The organism is Oleomonas cavernae (assembly GCF_003590945.1).
In the GTDB taxonomy this organism is placed as follows: domain Bacteria; phylum Pseudomonadota; class Alphaproteobacteria; order Zavarziniales; family Zavarziniaceae; genus Zavarzinia; species Zavarzinia cavernae.
Window position 1 is genome coordinate 3,240,751 of sequence record NZ_QYUK01000011.1, and the last position, 13,797, is coordinate 3,254,547.

General features: G+C 66.9%; 14 protein-coding genes. 8 read left to right on the forward strand and 6 right to left on the reverse strand.

Annotated elements, in window-relative coordinates:
• Positions 1 to 58: 58 nt before the first annotated feature.
• From D3874_RS19510 to D3874_RS29510, 4 genes are all read right to left on the reverse strand, one after another.
• Positions 59 to 841, reverse strand: a complete 783-nt coding sequence (locus D3874_RS19510) for an SDR family NAD(P)-dependent oxidoreductase (protein WP_119779880.1) — start codon at positions 839 to 841, stop codon at positions 59 to 61.
• A gap of 29 nt (positions 842 to 870) precedes the next feature.
• A complete protein-coding gene (locus D3874_RS19515) occupies positions 871 to 2,043 on the reverse strand; it encodes an acetyl-CoA C-acetyltransferase (RefSeq protein ID WP_119779882.1) in 1,173 nt (390 codons plus the stop codon).
• 86 nt (positions 2,044 to 2,129) lie between these two features.
• Positions 2,130 to 2,948: a cytochrome P450 gene (locus tag D3874_RS29505; protein ID WP_199699166.1), complete on the reverse strand. Its 819-nt coding sequence runs from the start codon at positions 2,946 to 2,948 to the stop codon at positions 2,130 to 2,132.
• Positions 2,867 to 3,415 (reverse strand): cytochrome P450 family protein, encoded by a 549-nt coding sequence (locus D3874_RS29510; protein ID WP_199699167.1) that lies wholly within the window; start codon positions 3,413 to 3,415, stop codon positions 2,867 to 2,869. Before D3874_RS29510 ends, D3874_RS29505 begins: the two co-directional genes overlap by 82 nt.
• A 131-nt stretch (positions 3,416 to 3,546) precedes the next feature.
• Here D3874_RS29510 and D3874_RS19525 point away from each other — a divergent pair, with 131 nt between their 5' ends.
• From D3874_RS19525 to D3874_RS19555, 7 genes are all read left to right on the forward strand, one after another.
• Positions 3,547 to 4,548, forward strand: coding sequence for a phosphotransferase family protein (locus D3874_RS19525; protein ID WP_119779884.1), 1,002 nt, complete (start codon positions 3,547 to 3,549; stop codon positions 4,546 to 4,548).
• Positions 4,548 to 4,922 carry a DUF6285 domain-containing protein gene (locus D3874_RS19530; RefSeq protein WP_119779887.1) on the forward strand — a complete coding sequence of 125 codons (375 nt, stop codon included), beginning with the start codon at positions 4,548 to 4,550 and terminating at the stop codon, positions 4,920 to 4,922. The genes D3874_RS19525 and D3874_RS19530 overlap by 1 nt, the downstream gene beginning before the upstream one ends.
• Before the next feature lie 2 nt (positions 4,923 to 4,924).
• Positions 4,925 to 6,217, forward strand: coding sequence for an acyl-CoA dehydrogenase family protein (locus D3874_RS19535; protein ID WP_199699168.1), 1,293 nt, complete (start codon positions 4,925 to 4,927; stop codon positions 6,215 to 6,217).
• A 24-nt stretch (positions 6,218 to 6,241) separates the two neighbouring features.
• Positions 6,242 to 7,474: an NAD(P)/FAD-dependent oxidoreductase gene (locus D3874_RS19540; RefSeq protein ID WP_119779892.1), complete on the forward strand. Its 1,233-nt coding sequence runs from the start codon at positions 6,242 to 6,244 to the stop codon at positions 7,472 to 7,474.
• Between the two features lie 24 nt (positions 7,475 to 7,498).
• The gene (locus D3874_RS19545) at positions 7,499 to 7,819 is read left to right on the forward strand and encodes a 2Fe-2S iron-sulfur cluster-binding protein (protein WP_119779895.1); all 321 of its coding nucleotides are present in this window, start codon (positions 7,499 to 7,501) and stop codon (positions 7,817 to 7,819) included.
• 25 nt (positions 7,820 to 7,844) lie between these two features.
• Positions 7,845 to 9,002: an epoxide hydrolase family protein gene (locus D3874_RS19550; protein ID WP_119779897.1), complete on the forward strand. Its 1,158-nt coding sequence runs from the start codon at positions 7,845 to 7,847 to the stop codon at positions 9,000 to 9,002.
• A 216-nt stretch (positions 9,003 to 9,218) separates the two neighbouring features.
• Positions 9,219 to 9,587 carry an HU family DNA-binding protein gene (locus tag D3874_RS19555; RefSeq protein ID WP_274380598.1) on the forward strand — a complete coding sequence of 123 codons (369 nt, stop codon included), beginning with the start codon at positions 9,219 to 9,221 and terminating at the stop codon, positions 9,585 to 9,587.
• A gap of 368 nt (positions 9,588 to 9,955) precedes the next feature.
• Here the strand turns inward: D3874_RS19555 and D3874_RS19560 are convergent, their stop codons facing one another.
• Both D3874_RS19560 and D3874_RS19565 read right to left on the reverse strand, forming a co-directional pair.
• On the reverse strand, positions 9,956 to 11,503 hold the full coding sequence (locus tag D3874_RS19560; RefSeq protein WP_119779900.1) for an AMP-binding protein: 1,548 nt from the start codon (positions 11,501 to 11,503) through the stop codon (positions 9,956 to 9,958).
• 104 nt (positions 11,504 to 11,607) lie between these two features.
• Positions 11,608 to 12,585, reverse strand: a complete 978-nt coding sequence (locus tag D3874_RS19565) for an NAD(P)H-dependent flavin oxidoreductase (protein ID WP_119779902.1) — start codon at positions 12,583 to 12,585, stop codon at positions 11,608 to 11,610.
• A 222-nt stretch (positions 12,586 to 12,807) separates the two neighbouring features.
• Between D3874_RS19565 and D3874_RS19570 the strand changes: the two genes are divergently transcribed.
• The gene (locus D3874_RS19570; RefSeq protein WP_119782393.1) at positions 12,808 to 13,761 is read left to right on the forward strand and encodes a LysR family transcriptional regulator; all 954 of its coding nucleotides are present in this window, start codon (positions 12,808 to 12,810) and stop codon (positions 13,759 to 13,761) included.
• Positions 13,762 to 13,797: the final 36 nt, after the last annotated feature.

A 13,797-nucleotide genomic window follows, 5' to 3' on the forward strand; every position in this document is an offset into this window, starting at 1 on the left:
CCCCTGGCGGCACCATGGATTCCGGCCTGCGCCGGAATGACGAAAGAGAGGCCATGCTCTAGCGCGGCGCCATGCGAATGGCGCCGTCCAGGCGGACGTCCTCGCCGTTGAAGTAACCATTGGTGATCATGGTCAGGGCGAGCTGGGCATATTCTTCCGGCGCGCCCAGGCGCTTGGGGAAGGGCACCGAGGCGGCGAGCGCTGCCTTGACGTTGTCGGGGGCGGCCTGCAGCAGCGGCGTGTTGAAGATGCCGGGCAGGATGGTGTTGACGCGGATGCCCTCGCTCATCAGGTCGCGGGCGATCGGCAGGGTCATGCCGACGACGCCGCCCTTGGACGCCGAATAGGCGGCCTGGCCCATCTGGCCGTCCTCGGCCGCGACCGAGGCCGTGTTCACGATGGCGCCACGCTCGCCGTATTCCAGCGGCGGCAGGTCCAGCATGCCCTGGGCCGACTTGGCGATGCAGCGGAAGGTGCCGACCAGGTTGATCTGGATGATCATGTTGAAGGCATCGAGCGGGAAGTGCTTGCCCTTGCCGGTTTCCTTGTCGCGGCTGACCGTCTTGATGGCGTTGCCGGTGCCGGCGCAATTGACCAGGATGCGCTCCTGGCCGATGGCCGCGCGCGCCTTGGCGAAGCCGGCGTCGACATCGGCGTCCGAGGTCACGTTGACCTTGCAGAACACGCCGCCCAGTTCCTGGGCGATTTCCTCGCCCTTGGTCTCGTTCATGTCGAAGATCGCGACCTTGACACCCTGGGCCGCCAGCGCGCGAGCCGTCGCCGCGCCCAGGCCGGAAGCGCCGCCGGTGATGACGGCGGAAACGGAAGAATCGAGCTTCATTTTTTTCTACCTTGCTTGGAAGTCTGTAATCAGAGACGTTCGATGATGGTGACGTTGGCGAGGCCGCCGCCTTCGCACATGGTCTGCAGGCCGTAGCGCTTGCCCCGCGCCGCCAAGGCATGGATCAGGGTCGACATCAGCTTGGTACCCGAGCCGCCCAGGGGATGGCCCAGGGCGATGGCGCCGCCGTTCACGTTCAGGCGCGCGGGATCGGCCCCCGTCTCCTTCAGCCAGGCCATCGGGACCGAGGCAAAAGCCTCGTTGACCTCGTAGAGGTCGATGTCATCGATCTTCATGCCGGCGCGGTCCAGGGCACGCTTGGTGGCCGGGATCGGCGCTTCCAGCATGATCACCGGATCGGCGCCGAGCACGCTTATGTGATGGACCCGGGCCAGCGGGGCCACGCCCAGGGCCTTCAGGCCGCGCTCGTTCACCACCATGACGCCCGAGGCGCCGTCGCAGATCTGGCTGGAGGTGGCGGCGGTGAGGCGGCCGCCATCGGCGATCAGCTTGACGTTGCGAATGGCATCGAGGCTGGCGTCGAAGCGGATACCCTCGTCGACCTTGTGGATCGCCGTGGTCCCGTCGGCCAGCGTCACCTCGATCGCCACGATCTCCTGGTCGAAGGCGCCGGCCTTGGTCGCCGCCGCGGCCTTGACCTGGCTGTCGTAGCCGAAGAGGTCCAGCTCGTCCTTCGACAGGCCGTATTTCACCGCGATCATCTCGGCGCCGGTGAACTGGCTGAATTCGACGCCGGGGTAACGCTCCTCGACACGAGGGCTCTTCGGGATACCGAAGCCGTTCTTGGCCGGCAGGGCAGTGGACAGGCCCATGGGCACCCGGCTCATGCTCTCGACGCCCGAGGCGATGACCACGTCCATGGTGCCCGACATCACCGCCTGGGCGGCGAAGTGCAGGGCCTGCTGGGACGAGCCGCACTGGCGGTCGACCGAGGTGGCCGGCACGCTTTCGGGCAGGCGCGAGGCCAGCACCGCGTTGCGCGCGACGTTGAAGCCCTGTTGCCCGGCCTGGGTGACGCAGCCCATGATGACGTCGTCGACGATGGCGGGATCGGCGCCGGTCCGGTCGAGCAGGGCGTTCAGGATTTCGCCGCCCAGGTCGGCCGGATGCCAGCCGGAAACCCGGCCGCCCTTGCGCCCGCCGGCGGTGCGCGCCGCGGCGACGATATAGGCCTCACCCATGACTTCCTCCGTTTTGTTTTGTCACTCGAACCGTTTAATCGCGCGGTCGACCTGGAGTCAATCGCGCTTTAAACGCCTCTTTAAAATCAGGCTGCCTTGAAGCGGATGGGCAGCACCTTGGGGCCGTTGACGAAGGCCGCCTGCGAGATCTTGGGCGCGCCCGCCAGTTCCAGGGTTTCGATGTGGGGCAGCAGTTCCTCGAACAGGATGCGCATCTCCATCTTGGCCAGGTGCTGGCCCAGGCACAGATGCGCGCCATAGCCGAAGGCCAGGTGCTTGTTGGGCTTGCGGTCGCTGCGGAAGACGAAGGGATCCTCGAACACGTCCTCGTCGCGGTTGCCCGAGGCATAGCAGAGCATCAGCCAGTCATCCTTGGCGATCTTGCGGCCGCCGATCTCGGTATCCTCCTTGGCCGAGCGCATGAAGGTCTTGACCGGCGTGGTCCAGCGGATCGCCTCGTCGACAAGGCCGGGGATCAGCGACGGGTCGGCCTTCACCCGGGCCAGTTCCGCCGGGTTTTCGGCCAGGGCCCAGATCGCGCCCGCGGTCGAGGACGAGGTGGTGTCGTGGCCGGCGGTCGCGACGATGATGTAATAGCTCATCGCCTCGAAATCCGAGATCGGCGCGCCGTCGATCCTGGCATTGGCCAGCACGGTGGCGAGGTCGTCCTTGGGGTTGATACGGCGGTCCTCGCTGATCTGGCGGAAATAGTCCTGAAAGTCGCCGAGGGTCGCCTGCATCATCATGACGACCTGCTCGGGATCCATCATGTCGACCATCATGCGCTGCTGCTCGGGGTCGGAGGCGCCGAACAGTTCCTGGGTCAGGCGCAGCATACGGTCCTCGTCCTGGGGCGGCACGCCCAGGATGTCCATGACCACGTGGAGGGGATAGCCCAGGGCCACGTCGGCAACGAAATCGCAGGTCCCCCGGTCGCCAGGAATTTCTGCACCGCGCCCTTGGCGATGGTGCGCACCCGGTCTTCCACCTTCTTCAGGTTGGGCGGCATGAACCAGCTCTGGGTCAGCAGGCGGTACTTGATGTGGTCGGGGCTGTCCATCTGGACCAGCGAGCGCACCAGGTGTGGGCTGCCGCCGGTCAGCTTGCGCACGAAGGCATCGCCCTTCTTGTCGATGATCGTGGTCTGCCGCTCGCCACTGCGGAACAACTCGTTCTGCCGGCTGATGTCCAGGATGTCGGCGTGCTTGGTCACCACCCAGAAGGGATCGAAGCCTTCCGGCTCGGCCAGGCCGAAGGGGTTGTTGGCGCGCAGCCAGGTATAGGTTTCGTGGAGCTTGTCGCTGCCGTAGACAACGGGATCGACCAGGTGAGCGGCGATTTCGGCCGGAATACGCACGTCGGCTTGGGTCATGGCGATCTCTCCTCCTAGGGCGCGTTCGCGCCCGCCTCTTATTTGCCCGCTATCCCTTGCGGTCTTTTGTCTGCTGTTTTAAATATTGCATTAATAGCGGGCGAGCAAGCCCCGGATGGGGAGAAACCAGGATGGAAGTTACCGCCGCGCCGGCGGTGCCGGGCGTTGAAGCGGCCCTTGCCGCCCTTGCCCCGCGCCTTGCCGCAGGGGCCACGGGCGTTTGTGCTGTGCGGCGCCTTTCAGGCGGGGCCAGCCAGGAAACCTGGGCCTTCGAGACCAGCGGCGGCGAGCGCTTCATCCTGCGCCGCGCACCCAGCGCCACCTGGAAATCAGAGATGAGCATCGACCTCGAAACCGAGGCGATCCTGATGCAGCGGGCAGGTGCCGCCGGCGTCCCCTCGCCCCGCGTGCGCCATGTCCTGGTGCCCGAGGATGGCCTGGGCAAGGGCTTCATCATGGGCTTCGTCGCCGGCGAAACGCTTGGCCAGAAGATCCTGCGCGACCCGGCCCTGGATGCCGTCCGCCCCGACCTGGCGCGCCAGTGCGGCACCACGATGGCGGCGATCCATCGCATCGACACCTCAGGGATTGTCGACCTGAAAGCAACGACCGCCCGGAGCCAGGTCGACGATCTGGCCGCCGCGCACCGGGCCGGGGGCTGGGTGCGGCCGGTCTTCGACCTGGCGCTGCGCTGGCTGCAGGATCGCTGCCCGGCCACAGTGCCGCACCCGACCCTGGTCCACGGCGATTTCCGCAATGGCAACCTGATCATCGGCGCCGACGGTATCCGCGCCGTGCTGGACTGGGAACTGGCCCACCAGGGCGACCCGATGGAAGACCTGGGTTGGATCTGCGTCAATTCCTGGCGCTTTGGCGAGATCGACAAGCCGGTCGGCGGCTTCGGCAACCGGGAGGATCTGTTTGCGGCCTATGAGGCCGCGGGCGGCACCGTCGATCCCGCCCGTGTCCGCTTCTGGCAGGCCGTGGGCACCTTGCGCTGGGGCATCATCTGCGCCGACAGCACCAACCGCTTCAGCCGCGGCGACGATCCCTCGATCGAACGCGCCGTGATCGGCCGGCGGACCTCGGAAACCGAACTGGACCTGATCGACCTGATGACGGGGAACGACTGATGCAGGACAAGCCCGACGCCGCCGCCATCGTCGCCACCGTGAACGCCTTCCTGCGCGAGACCATCCTGCCCCTGCTGTCCGGCCGTGCCGCCTTCGACCTGCGCGTCTCGATGAACGCGCTGGAACTGGTCGGCCGCGAATTGGTCTTGAGCCCGGCCAGCGATGCGGCCGAGGCCGCGCGCCTGTCGGCCCTGCTGGGCGAGACGGGCACGCTGGAAGACCTCAACCAGACACTCGGCCAGCGCATTGCCGCGGGCGAGATCGGCCTGGAAACGCCGGGCCTGATCGACCATCTGCGGGCAACCGCGATCGAGAAGCTGGCGGTAGACCAGCCCAAATACTCGAGCTACCGACGCGCCCTGGGGAAGAAGTGATCATGGATTTCAATCTGCCGCCCGCCCTCGTCGCCTATCTGGCGGAACTCGATAAATTCATCGAGACCGAGATCAAGCCGATGGAGGCGGAGGACGACAACATCCGCTTCTTCGACCACCGCCGCGAATGGGCCCGGACCGACTGGGAAAACGGCGGTCTGCCGGCCCACGAGTGGGAGGCGCTGCTGGGCCGGGTGCGCCGCAAGGCCGATGCTGCCGGGCACCTGCGCTTCGGCCTGCCCAAGGAGTTCGGCGGCAAGGACGGTTCGAACCTGTGGATGGCGGTGATCCGCGAACACCTGGCTGCCAAGGGCCTGGGCCTGCACTGCGACCTGCAGAACGAGCACGCGATCGTCGCCAACAATCCCTTCGTCCTGATGCTGCGCGACTTCGGCACGGCCGCACAGCAGGCCGAATTCACCCAGGGCATGCTGAACGAGACCCACCGCATCGCCTTTGGCCTGACCGAGCCCAACCACGGCTCCGACGCCACCCACATGGAAACCCGCGCCATGCCCGAAAGCCGCAACGGGGTGGCGGGCTGGCGCATCGATGGCGAGAAGATGTGGACCACCGGCATGCACGTGGCGACCCACTGCCTGACCTTCGTGCGCACCGCCGGCAAGGATGGCGACGCCACCGGGATCAGCGCCTTCCTGGTGCCCTCGGCCACGCCCGGCGTGAAGATCGAGGAATACCTGTGGACCTTCAACATGCCAACCGACCATCCAAGGGTCAGCTTCACCGATGTCTGGGTGCCCGAGGATGCGCTGTTCGGCCCGCCGGGTGGCGGCCTGGCCCTGGCGCAGCACTTTGTTCATGAGAACCGCATTCGCCAGGCGGCGTCCAGCCTGGGGGCGGCCAGCTTCTGCATCGAGGAAAGCGTCAAATATGCCAGGGTCCGCAAACCCTTCGGCGAAGCCCTGGCCAGGAACCAGGGCATCCAGTTTCCCCTGGTGGAGCTTGCGACTCAGGTGGAAATGCTGCGCCTGCTGATCCGCAAGACCGCCTGGGAGATGGACCAGATGGCCAAACCGGAGGTTGAACGCCGCCTGTCGGACAAGGTATCGATGTGCAATTACTGGGCAAACCGGCTGGTTTGCGAGGCGGCGGACCGCGCCATGCAGGTTCATGGCGGAATCGGCTATTCCCGCCACAAGCCCTTCGAGCATATATATCGCCACCATCGCCGCTATCGGATCACCGAAGGGGCGGAAGAAATCCAGATGCGCAAGGTTGCGGCGTATCTGTTCGGCTATATGGGTCCGCGGCGCAAAGAGTTCGAGAAACTGTAAGCCGCGTAGAAGGGGAGTGAGCGGGTGACGGACGGGGCGGTTGGTGCGCGCGTTGTCATTGTCGGGGCCGGTCATGCCGGCGGTTCGGCGGCAGCGTTCCTGAGGCAATACGGTTTTGCCGGTGCAATCACCCTGATCGGCGAAGAGCCGATCGCCCCCTATCAGCGCCCGCCCCTGTCCAAGGCCTGGTTGAAGGGCGAGGCTGACGCCGACGCCCTGATGCTGAAGCCCGAGAGCTATTACAGCGAACACAATGTCGACCTGCGCCTCTCCGCCGTGGCGGTGGCGATCGACCGGGCGGCCAGGACGGTCACCCTGGGCGACGGCGGCACGGTGGCCTATGACCACCTGATCCTGGCCACGGGGGCCCGGGCGCGGCGGCTGCCGATCCCGGGCGCCACCCTGGGCAACATGCTGGAACTGCGTAACGCCGCCGATGCCGAGCGGGTCAAGGCCATCCTCGGCCCGGGCAAGCGCCTGGCGATCGTCGGCGGCGGCTATATCGGCCTGGAGGTCGCAGCCTCGGCCCGGGCGCTGGGCGCGGAAGCCGTGATCATCGAGCGCGAGGCCCGGGTGCTGGCGCGTGTCGCCTGCCAGCCCCTGTCGGCCTTCTTCCAGGATTACCACAGCGCCCGCGGCGTGACCTTCGAGCTGGATGCCGGGGTCGAGGCCTTCGAGGGCGAGACCAACGTCACCGGCGTGCGCCTGTCGGACGGCCGGGTGCTGCCCTGCGATGCCGCCCTGGTCGGGGTCGGCGCCGTGCCCAATGACGAGATGGCTCGCGCCGCGGGCCTTGCCTGCGACGGCGGCATCGTCGTCGACCTCGCCGCGCGCACCAGCGATCCGGCGATCTTCGCCATCGGCGACGTCACCCGGCGGCCCCTGCCGCTCTACGACCGCATGCACCGGCTGGAAAGCGTGCCCAACGCGCTGGAGCAGGCCAAGCAGGCGGCCTGCGCCATCACCGGCAAGGCGGCCCCGGCGCCGGAGGTGCCGTGGTTCTGGTCCGACCAGTTCGACCTCAAGCTTCAGATCGCCGGCCTGCCCTTCGATGTCGAGGAAATCGTCATCCGCGGCAACCCGGCAGACGCGAAGTTCGCCGTGTTCCACCTGAAGGCCGGGGTGATCGTCGCGGTCGAGGCGGTCAATGCCCCGCCCGAATTCATGATGGGCAAGAACCTGATCGGCTCGCGCAAGCCGGTCAGTATCGATAAGCTCCGCAATCCAACCGTTTCCATGAAAGAGGTCGCAGCCTGATCGCCGCGACATAAGAGAGTAGCGATGACCAAGATCATTTATGTCGAGCACAACGGCACCCAGCACGAGATCGACGTGAAGGTGGGGCTCTCCGTGATGGAAGGCGCCGTCAAAAACAGCGTCCCCGGCATCGATGCCGATTGCGGCGGCGCCTGCGCCTGTGCCACCTGCCATGTCTATGTCGACGACGCCTGGGTCGAGAAGACCGGCAAGCCCGACGAGCTCGAGGCCTCGATGTTGGAATTCGCCGAGAATGTCGAACCGACCTCGCGCCTGTCGTGCCAGATCAAGGTGACCGACGCGCTCGAGGGCCTCACCGTCAAGATGCCGGCCAGCCAGCACTGAGGGTCACAACGGGCGGAGCGTTTCGATGAGCAAAGCCCGGCCCTTTACCATCGCGGTCGACGACAAGACCCTCGAAGGGATTCTCGACCGGGTCCGCGCCTATGACTGGGATGCCCTGCCCGATGCCGGCCACTGGCACAGCGGGACCAGCATCGCCTATCTGCGCGACTTCACCCGCTATTGGCTGAGCGAATACGACTGGCGCCGGTCGGAAGCGGCGCTGAACGCCTTGCCGCAGTTCAAGGCCACGGTCGACGGGCTGGACATTCATTTCATCCATGTCCGCGGTTCGGCGCCTGCGCCGCGCCCGCTGATCATCAGCCACGGCTGGCCCGGCTCGGTCGCCGAATTCCTCGACATCATCGAACCGCTGGCCCATCCCGAACGCTTCGGCGGCGAGGCCGCCGACGGCTTCGACGTGATCGCCCCGTCGCTGCCCGGCTATGGCTTTTCCGGCCGGCCGGCCAAGCCGATCGGCCCGCGCGTGGTAGCCGGCCTGTTCCACCGGCTGATGACGGAGGTGCTGGGCTACGAGCGCTACCTCGCCCAGGGCGGCGACTGGGGCAGTGCCGTGTCGGCCTGGCTGGGTTACGACCACGCGCCCGCCTGCGCCGCCGTGCACCTCAACATGGCCTTGACCCGGGCCGAGGGGGCGAAGGCCGAGACGCCGGAGGAAAAGGCCTTCGAGCAACGCATGAAGTTCAGCCTGATGCTGGAAGGCGCCTATTTCCAGCTCCAGGCGACCAAGCCGCAGACCTTGGCTTTCGCGATGATGGACAGCCCGGTGGGCGTCGCCGCCTGGATCCTGGAGAAATTCGCCGCCTGGTCCGACCTGCCGCGCGACGGCGACGGCGCGCCGGATCTTTCGGCGCATTACACCCGCGACCGGCTGCTGACCAACATCATGATCTATCTGGTGACCCGCAGCTTCGCGACCTCGACCTGGATGTACCGCGGCATGGCGGAACAGTCGCCGCGCGGCCTGCCCGCACCGGTGACCGTGCCGGTCGGCATCGCCGCCTTCCCCGATCCCTGCTTCCCGCCGCCGCCCCGCAGCCTGGCGCAGAAGTCCTACAACATCACCCGCTGGACCGACATGCCCCGCGGCGGCCACTTCGCCGCCATGGAGCAGCCGGCGTTGCTGGTCGACGACATCCGCGCCTTTGCGCGGGAGAATTTCTGAATCTTCGGATCTCGCTCTTCGCCAGTGTCGACGCGGCACCGGCGGGGGCAATAGCCCCCGTCGATCGATAATGCCGCGTCGCGACTGATCAACCGGCAAATTCGCGGCAGGATCATTGCAAATCTGTGTCCTTCCGCGGTGGTCGGTGTCATATAGGAAACTGGAACCGCGCCGAATCCGGGTCCGCCTCAAATCAGCTGAAGGGGAGACTGACAATTGCTGACCTTTAAGGAACTGATCGCCGCCTACGCGACCCATACCGAACTCGAGCCCAAGGTTGCCGAGAAGGCGATCCGCGGCCTCATCGAGTTCATCGCCACCAAGACCGCCAAGGGCGACAAGCTGCGCCTGCCGGGCCTGGGCACCTTCGAAGTGAAGAAGCGCCCCGCCCGTGCCGGCCGCAATCCCCAGACCGGGGCGGCGATCAAGATCAAGGCGAGCTCGCGCCTGACCTTCAAGCAGGCAGCCACGCTGGCGGCGGCGGCTCCCGCGGCCAAGAAGGCCAAGGCAGCCAAGGGTGCCGCCAAGGCAGCGCCGAAGGCCGCCGCCAAGAAGGCCCCGGCCAAGAAAGCCGCCAAGAAGTGATGGAACGGGGTGCATTGCACCCCGTCCAACAGGTGCGGCGGCGATCGCCCGGTCGCTGCCCGCCACCGCCTCTCAAACTCGGGCATCAATTCAAATTGTAATTTATTCAATTACGCTCGATGCGGCGCCGACCTTCCTCGTCGTTCCCGCGGCGGCGCGACCAATCGACATCCGGCACCGCTCTCTTGTCGTCATGGCCGGGCGAAGTCCCGGCCATCCACGTCGCCAAGCTGCCTATGCCGTCAACAGAGGTGGCTCGTCCCGACGTGGATGACCGGGACAAGCCCGGTCATGACGATAAGGAAAGTGTCCAGACGTGAATGCAAACCCTGACGTCTCATCCCGCGCCGCCGCCGGGACGGCGCCAATCAGCCCAGCAGCTTGCGCAGCTCGTTCTTGGCCACCTTCTCGAGGGTCGACCGGGGAAGCGCGTCGACGAGGCGCACTTCGGCCGGAACCTTGAAGGTGGCAAGCTCGTGCCGGCAGGCCGCCAGGATCCGCTCGGCCAGGCCGGGATCGGCCTCGGCCCCGCCCTTGGGGATGACGAAGGCCACGGGCACCTCGTCCAGCATCGGGTGCTTCTTGGCCACCACCGCGGCCTCGCCCACCCCGGGAACCAGGATGATTACCCGCTCGATCTCGGACGCGGCGACGTTTTCGCCGCCGACCTTCAGCATGTCCTTGGTGCGATCGGCGAAGACCAGGCTGCCATCGGGGGCCAGGGTGACCCGGTCGCCGGTACGGAAGCGCCCCGCCTCGTCATAGCTGGCGGCCGTCGCCACCGCATCGCCCAGATAGCCGGTGAACAGGCTAATCCCCGGAATGCCGCCGACCAGCAGGTCGCCGGTCTCGCCGGGCCGCACCGGTTGGCCGTCGTCGTTCACGACATGGATGGCGTACTCCGGGGCCGGGCGCCCGATGGTGTAGGGCGTGTTCTGCTGGTGCGGGGTGCCGACGATGCCGTGGGTGATGGTTTCCGACATGCCCCACCAGCCGATGGTCTTCACCCCGAACTGGGCATCCGTCGGCGGCTCGCAATAGGCGCTGCCCCACAGGCGGAAGTGGTGCCGGGACGGCACTTCCTGCTCGGCCAGCGCCCGTTCGCAGAAGGGAATGATCGAGGCCCAGGTGCAGCGATGGCGCAGCGCCGTCGGCCAGAAGCGCGAGGCCGAGAAGCGCGGGGTAATCACCGCGGTGGCGCCGGCCCAGAGCGCGGCGAGCACCGAATAGGCCTGGGCATTGGTGTGGAACAGTGGCAGGCTGACCAGGTGCACATCCTGCGCCCGCAGGTCTTCGTGCACCGCATTGATGCGGGCACCCCACAGGGCATTGGCATGGCTCCACAGCACCGCCTTGGGCCGCGAGGTGGTGCCGGAGGTGAACTGGATGCTGAATTCGCCCAAGGGGTCGACGGGCCGTGCCTGGAACAGGTTGGGATCGCCCAGCAGGGCCTCGAAGCTGTCGCGGAACGGCACCCCCTGCGTCACGCACAGCCACTTCAAATCCGGGCAGGCACCGCCCACCAGTTCGGCATAGGCCGGCTGGGTGATCGCCCCGACCACCCGGCAATGATCGGCGAAATAGGTGAGTTCTCCCGCGGCCGACTTGGTGTTGGTGGTCACCGCGGTAAAGCCGCCATAGGCGCAGCCGATCCAGGCCAGCGCCGCCTCCAGGCAATTGTCGAGGTGCACCAGGATGCGGTCGCCCGGCCTTGCCCCGCGCGCGGCGAGGCCAGCCCCCAGCGCCCGCGCCAGGCGGCGGAACTCGCCATAGGTCCAGGTCTGCTCATCGCCCTCGAACGGGGCCCAGACCAGGAAGGGGTGCGTGCCGCGCCTCTCGGCCTGGGCATCGACCAGGCTGCGGATGTCGAGGCCGTGGAAGGGATGAAGCTGGGCGGGGTCGACGAATGGCAACATTTCAATGCTCTCGTTGGCGGCGGCCCCGGCGTTTGGGGCCGCAACAATGGCATGATCGATTCTACCACGGACGGGGTTTGGCGCCCCGCCCGTCAGGCTTTGCCTCAGGCCGCCAGCATGCCTTCCAGGCGGGCACGGATGAGCTGCTCGGCCTCGGCCATGATGCGGTCGATCAGTTCCTTGCAGGTCGGGATGTCGTTGATCAGGCCCGCGACCATGCCGCACGACCAAGCCCCGGCCTGCATCTCGCCCTTCAGCATGATGCGGGGGTAGACGCCGGCCACTTCCTCGATGATGTCCTCGAACTTGATGGCGGCGCCCAGGGCACGCTCCTTGTCCAGCAGGCGTTCGACCGCCTCGTTGGTCAGCACGCGCTCGGTATTGCGCAAGGGGCGCATGACCAGGCGGGTGTCGAGCTCCGAAGCCGCGACGATCGCCTGCTTCACGTTCTCGTGCACCGGCGCCTCCTTGGTGGCGATGAAGCGGGTGCCCATGTTCATGCCGTCGGCGCCCATGGCCAGGGCCGCGACCAAGCTGCGGGCATCGGCCATGCCGCCCGAGGCGACGAAGGGGATCTTCAACTCGTCGGCCGCGCGCGGCAGCAGGATCATGTTGGGCACGTCATCCTCGCCCGGGTGGCCGCCGCATTCGAAGCCGTCGACGCTGACCGCGTCGCAGCCGATCGCCTCGGCCTTCAGGGCGTGACGCACCGAGGTACATTTGTGGATGACCTTGATGCCCGCCTCTTTCAGGGCCGGCAGCCATTTCTGCGGGTTGTTGCCCGCGGTCTCGACCGCCTTCACGCCGCCGTCGATGATCGCCTTCACATAGCCCGGGTAATCCGGCGCGGTCACCACCGGCAGGAAGGTCAGGTTCACGCCGAAGGGCTTGTCGGTCATCGCGCGGCAGCGGGCGATCTCGTTCGCCAGGTCCGCCGGGGTGCGCTGGGTCAGGCCGGTGATGATGCCCAGGCCGCCCGCGTTGGACACGGCCGCCGCCAGCTCGGCAAAGCCGACGAAATGCATGCCCCCCTGGATGATGGGGTGCTGAATGCCGAACATTTCGGTGATCTTGGTCTTCATCTGGGGGCGTTCCTGCTTCTGTTTTTGGCAACGGGACCCGGCCTGGCCCGGGCAATTCCGCGGGCATCCTAACTGCGGCGACCGGCCTTTCACCAGGGGGACCGGGCTCACATCTCGACCATTGCACAATTGCAATACAGGAATTGCCTTTTATCAATTTGCCTTGCGTTTGGGAAATGTCCACCCTGCCTCCATCAGCGATGCGGCAAGGGGATGGCGACGATGAACGGGGACCTCTTCAAGAACCTGGACTGGGACGATTTCCGCCTGGTGAAAGCCATCGCCGATGCCCGCGGCCTGCCCCGCGCCGCCCTGCAATTGGGCGTCAACCATTCCACGGTGTTCCGGCGCTTGGGCCAGATCGAGGAAGCCCTGGGCACCGTCCTGTTCGAGCGGCACCGCACCGGCTATGCCCCCACCCCGGCCGGCGAGGAGATGGTCGCCCTGGCCGAGCGCCTGTCCGAAGACATCACCACCTTCACCCGCAAGCTGGCGGGGCGCGAGGTGACGCCGGCCGGCGAATTGCGCGTCACCACCAATGATTCGCTGCTGATCTACCTGCTCACCCCGCTGTTCGCCCGCTTCCGCAGGCAGTGCCCCGACGTGCGGCTGGATATCGTGCTCAGCAACGAGGCGCTGAACCTGTCGAAGCGCGACGCCGACGTCGCCATCCGCGCCACCGACGCCCCGCCCGACAACCTGGTCGGCCGCCGCGCCGCGCGCATCGCCTGGGCCCTGTACGGCCGCACCGCCGATTTCCCCGATCCCGACGAGATCGACCAGGCGGCCCTGTTCGACCGCCCCTGGGTGTCGCTGGGCGACAACCTGACCGGCCTGCAGGCGGTGAAATTCGTCCGCGACCACGTCCCGCCCGAGAAGATCGCCTACAAGGTCAGCAGCGTGCTGGGCGTGGCCGAAGCGGTGGAGGCGGGCCTGGGCATCGGCCACCTACCGTGTTTCATCGGCGACACCCGGCCGGGGCTGACCCGCCTGGCCCCGCCGCAGGCCGCCTATGCCGCCGACCTGTGGCTGCTCACCCACCCCGACCTGCGCCACGCCGCCCGGGTGCGCCTGTTCCTCGATTTTCTGTCAGCCGAGATCGGCAAGGAACGGCACCGGCTGGAGGGGACCCTGCAAAGTCACCTTGCACCGATGCAAGCAAATAGCCCTGCCTAGTGTCACATCTTTGCCGTTAACTTCATCCCGCCGCGG

Excerpts from the sequence above, each read along its gene's own strand:
- D3874_RS29510 (WP_199699167.1), bottom strand. The coding sequence starts at position 3,415 with ATGACCCAAGCCGACGTGCGTATTCCGGCCGAAATCGCCGCTCACCTG.
- D3874_RS19510 (WP_119779880.1), bottom strand. The coding sequence starts at position 841 with ATGAAGCTCGATTCTTCCGTTTCCGCCGTCATCACCGGCGGCGCTTCC.
- D3874_RS19545 (WP_119779895.1), top strand. The coding sequence starts at position 7,499 with ATGACCAAGATCATTTATGTCGAGCACAACGGCACCCAGCACGAGATC.
- D3874_RS19560 (WP_119779900.1), bottom strand. The coding sequence starts at position 11,503 with ATGTTGCCATTCGTCGACCCCGCCCAGCTTCATCCCTTCCACGGCCTC.
- D3874_RS19525 (WP_119779884.1), top strand. The coding sequence starts at position 3,547 with ATGGAAGTTACCGCCGCGCCGGCGGTGCCGGGCGTTGAAGCGGCCCTT.
- D3874_RS19515 (WP_119779882.1), bottom strand. The coding sequence starts at position 2,043 with ATGGGTGAGGCCTATATCGTCGCCGCGGCGCGCACCGCCGGCGGGCGC.
- D3874_RS19530 (WP_119779887.1), top strand. The coding sequence starts at position 4,548 with ATGCAGGACAAGCCCGACGCCGCCGCCATCGTCGCCACCGTGAACGCC.
- D3874_RS19570 (WP_119782393.1), top strand. The coding sequence starts at position 12,808 with ATGAACGGGGACCTCTTCAAGAACCTGGACTGGGACGATTTCCGCCTG.
- D3874_RS19565 (WP_119779902.1), bottom strand. The coding sequence starts at position 12,585 with ATGAAGACCAAGATCACCGAAATGTTCGGCATTCAGCACCCCATCATC.
- D3874_RS19535 (WP_199699168.1), top strand. The coding sequence starts at position 4,925 with ATGGATTTCAATCTGCCGCCCGCCCTCGTCGCCTATCTGGCGGAACTC.
- D3874_RS19550 (WP_119779897.1), top strand. The coding sequence starts at position 7,845 with ATGAGCAAAGCCCGGCCCTTTACCATCGCGGTCGACGACAAGACCCTC.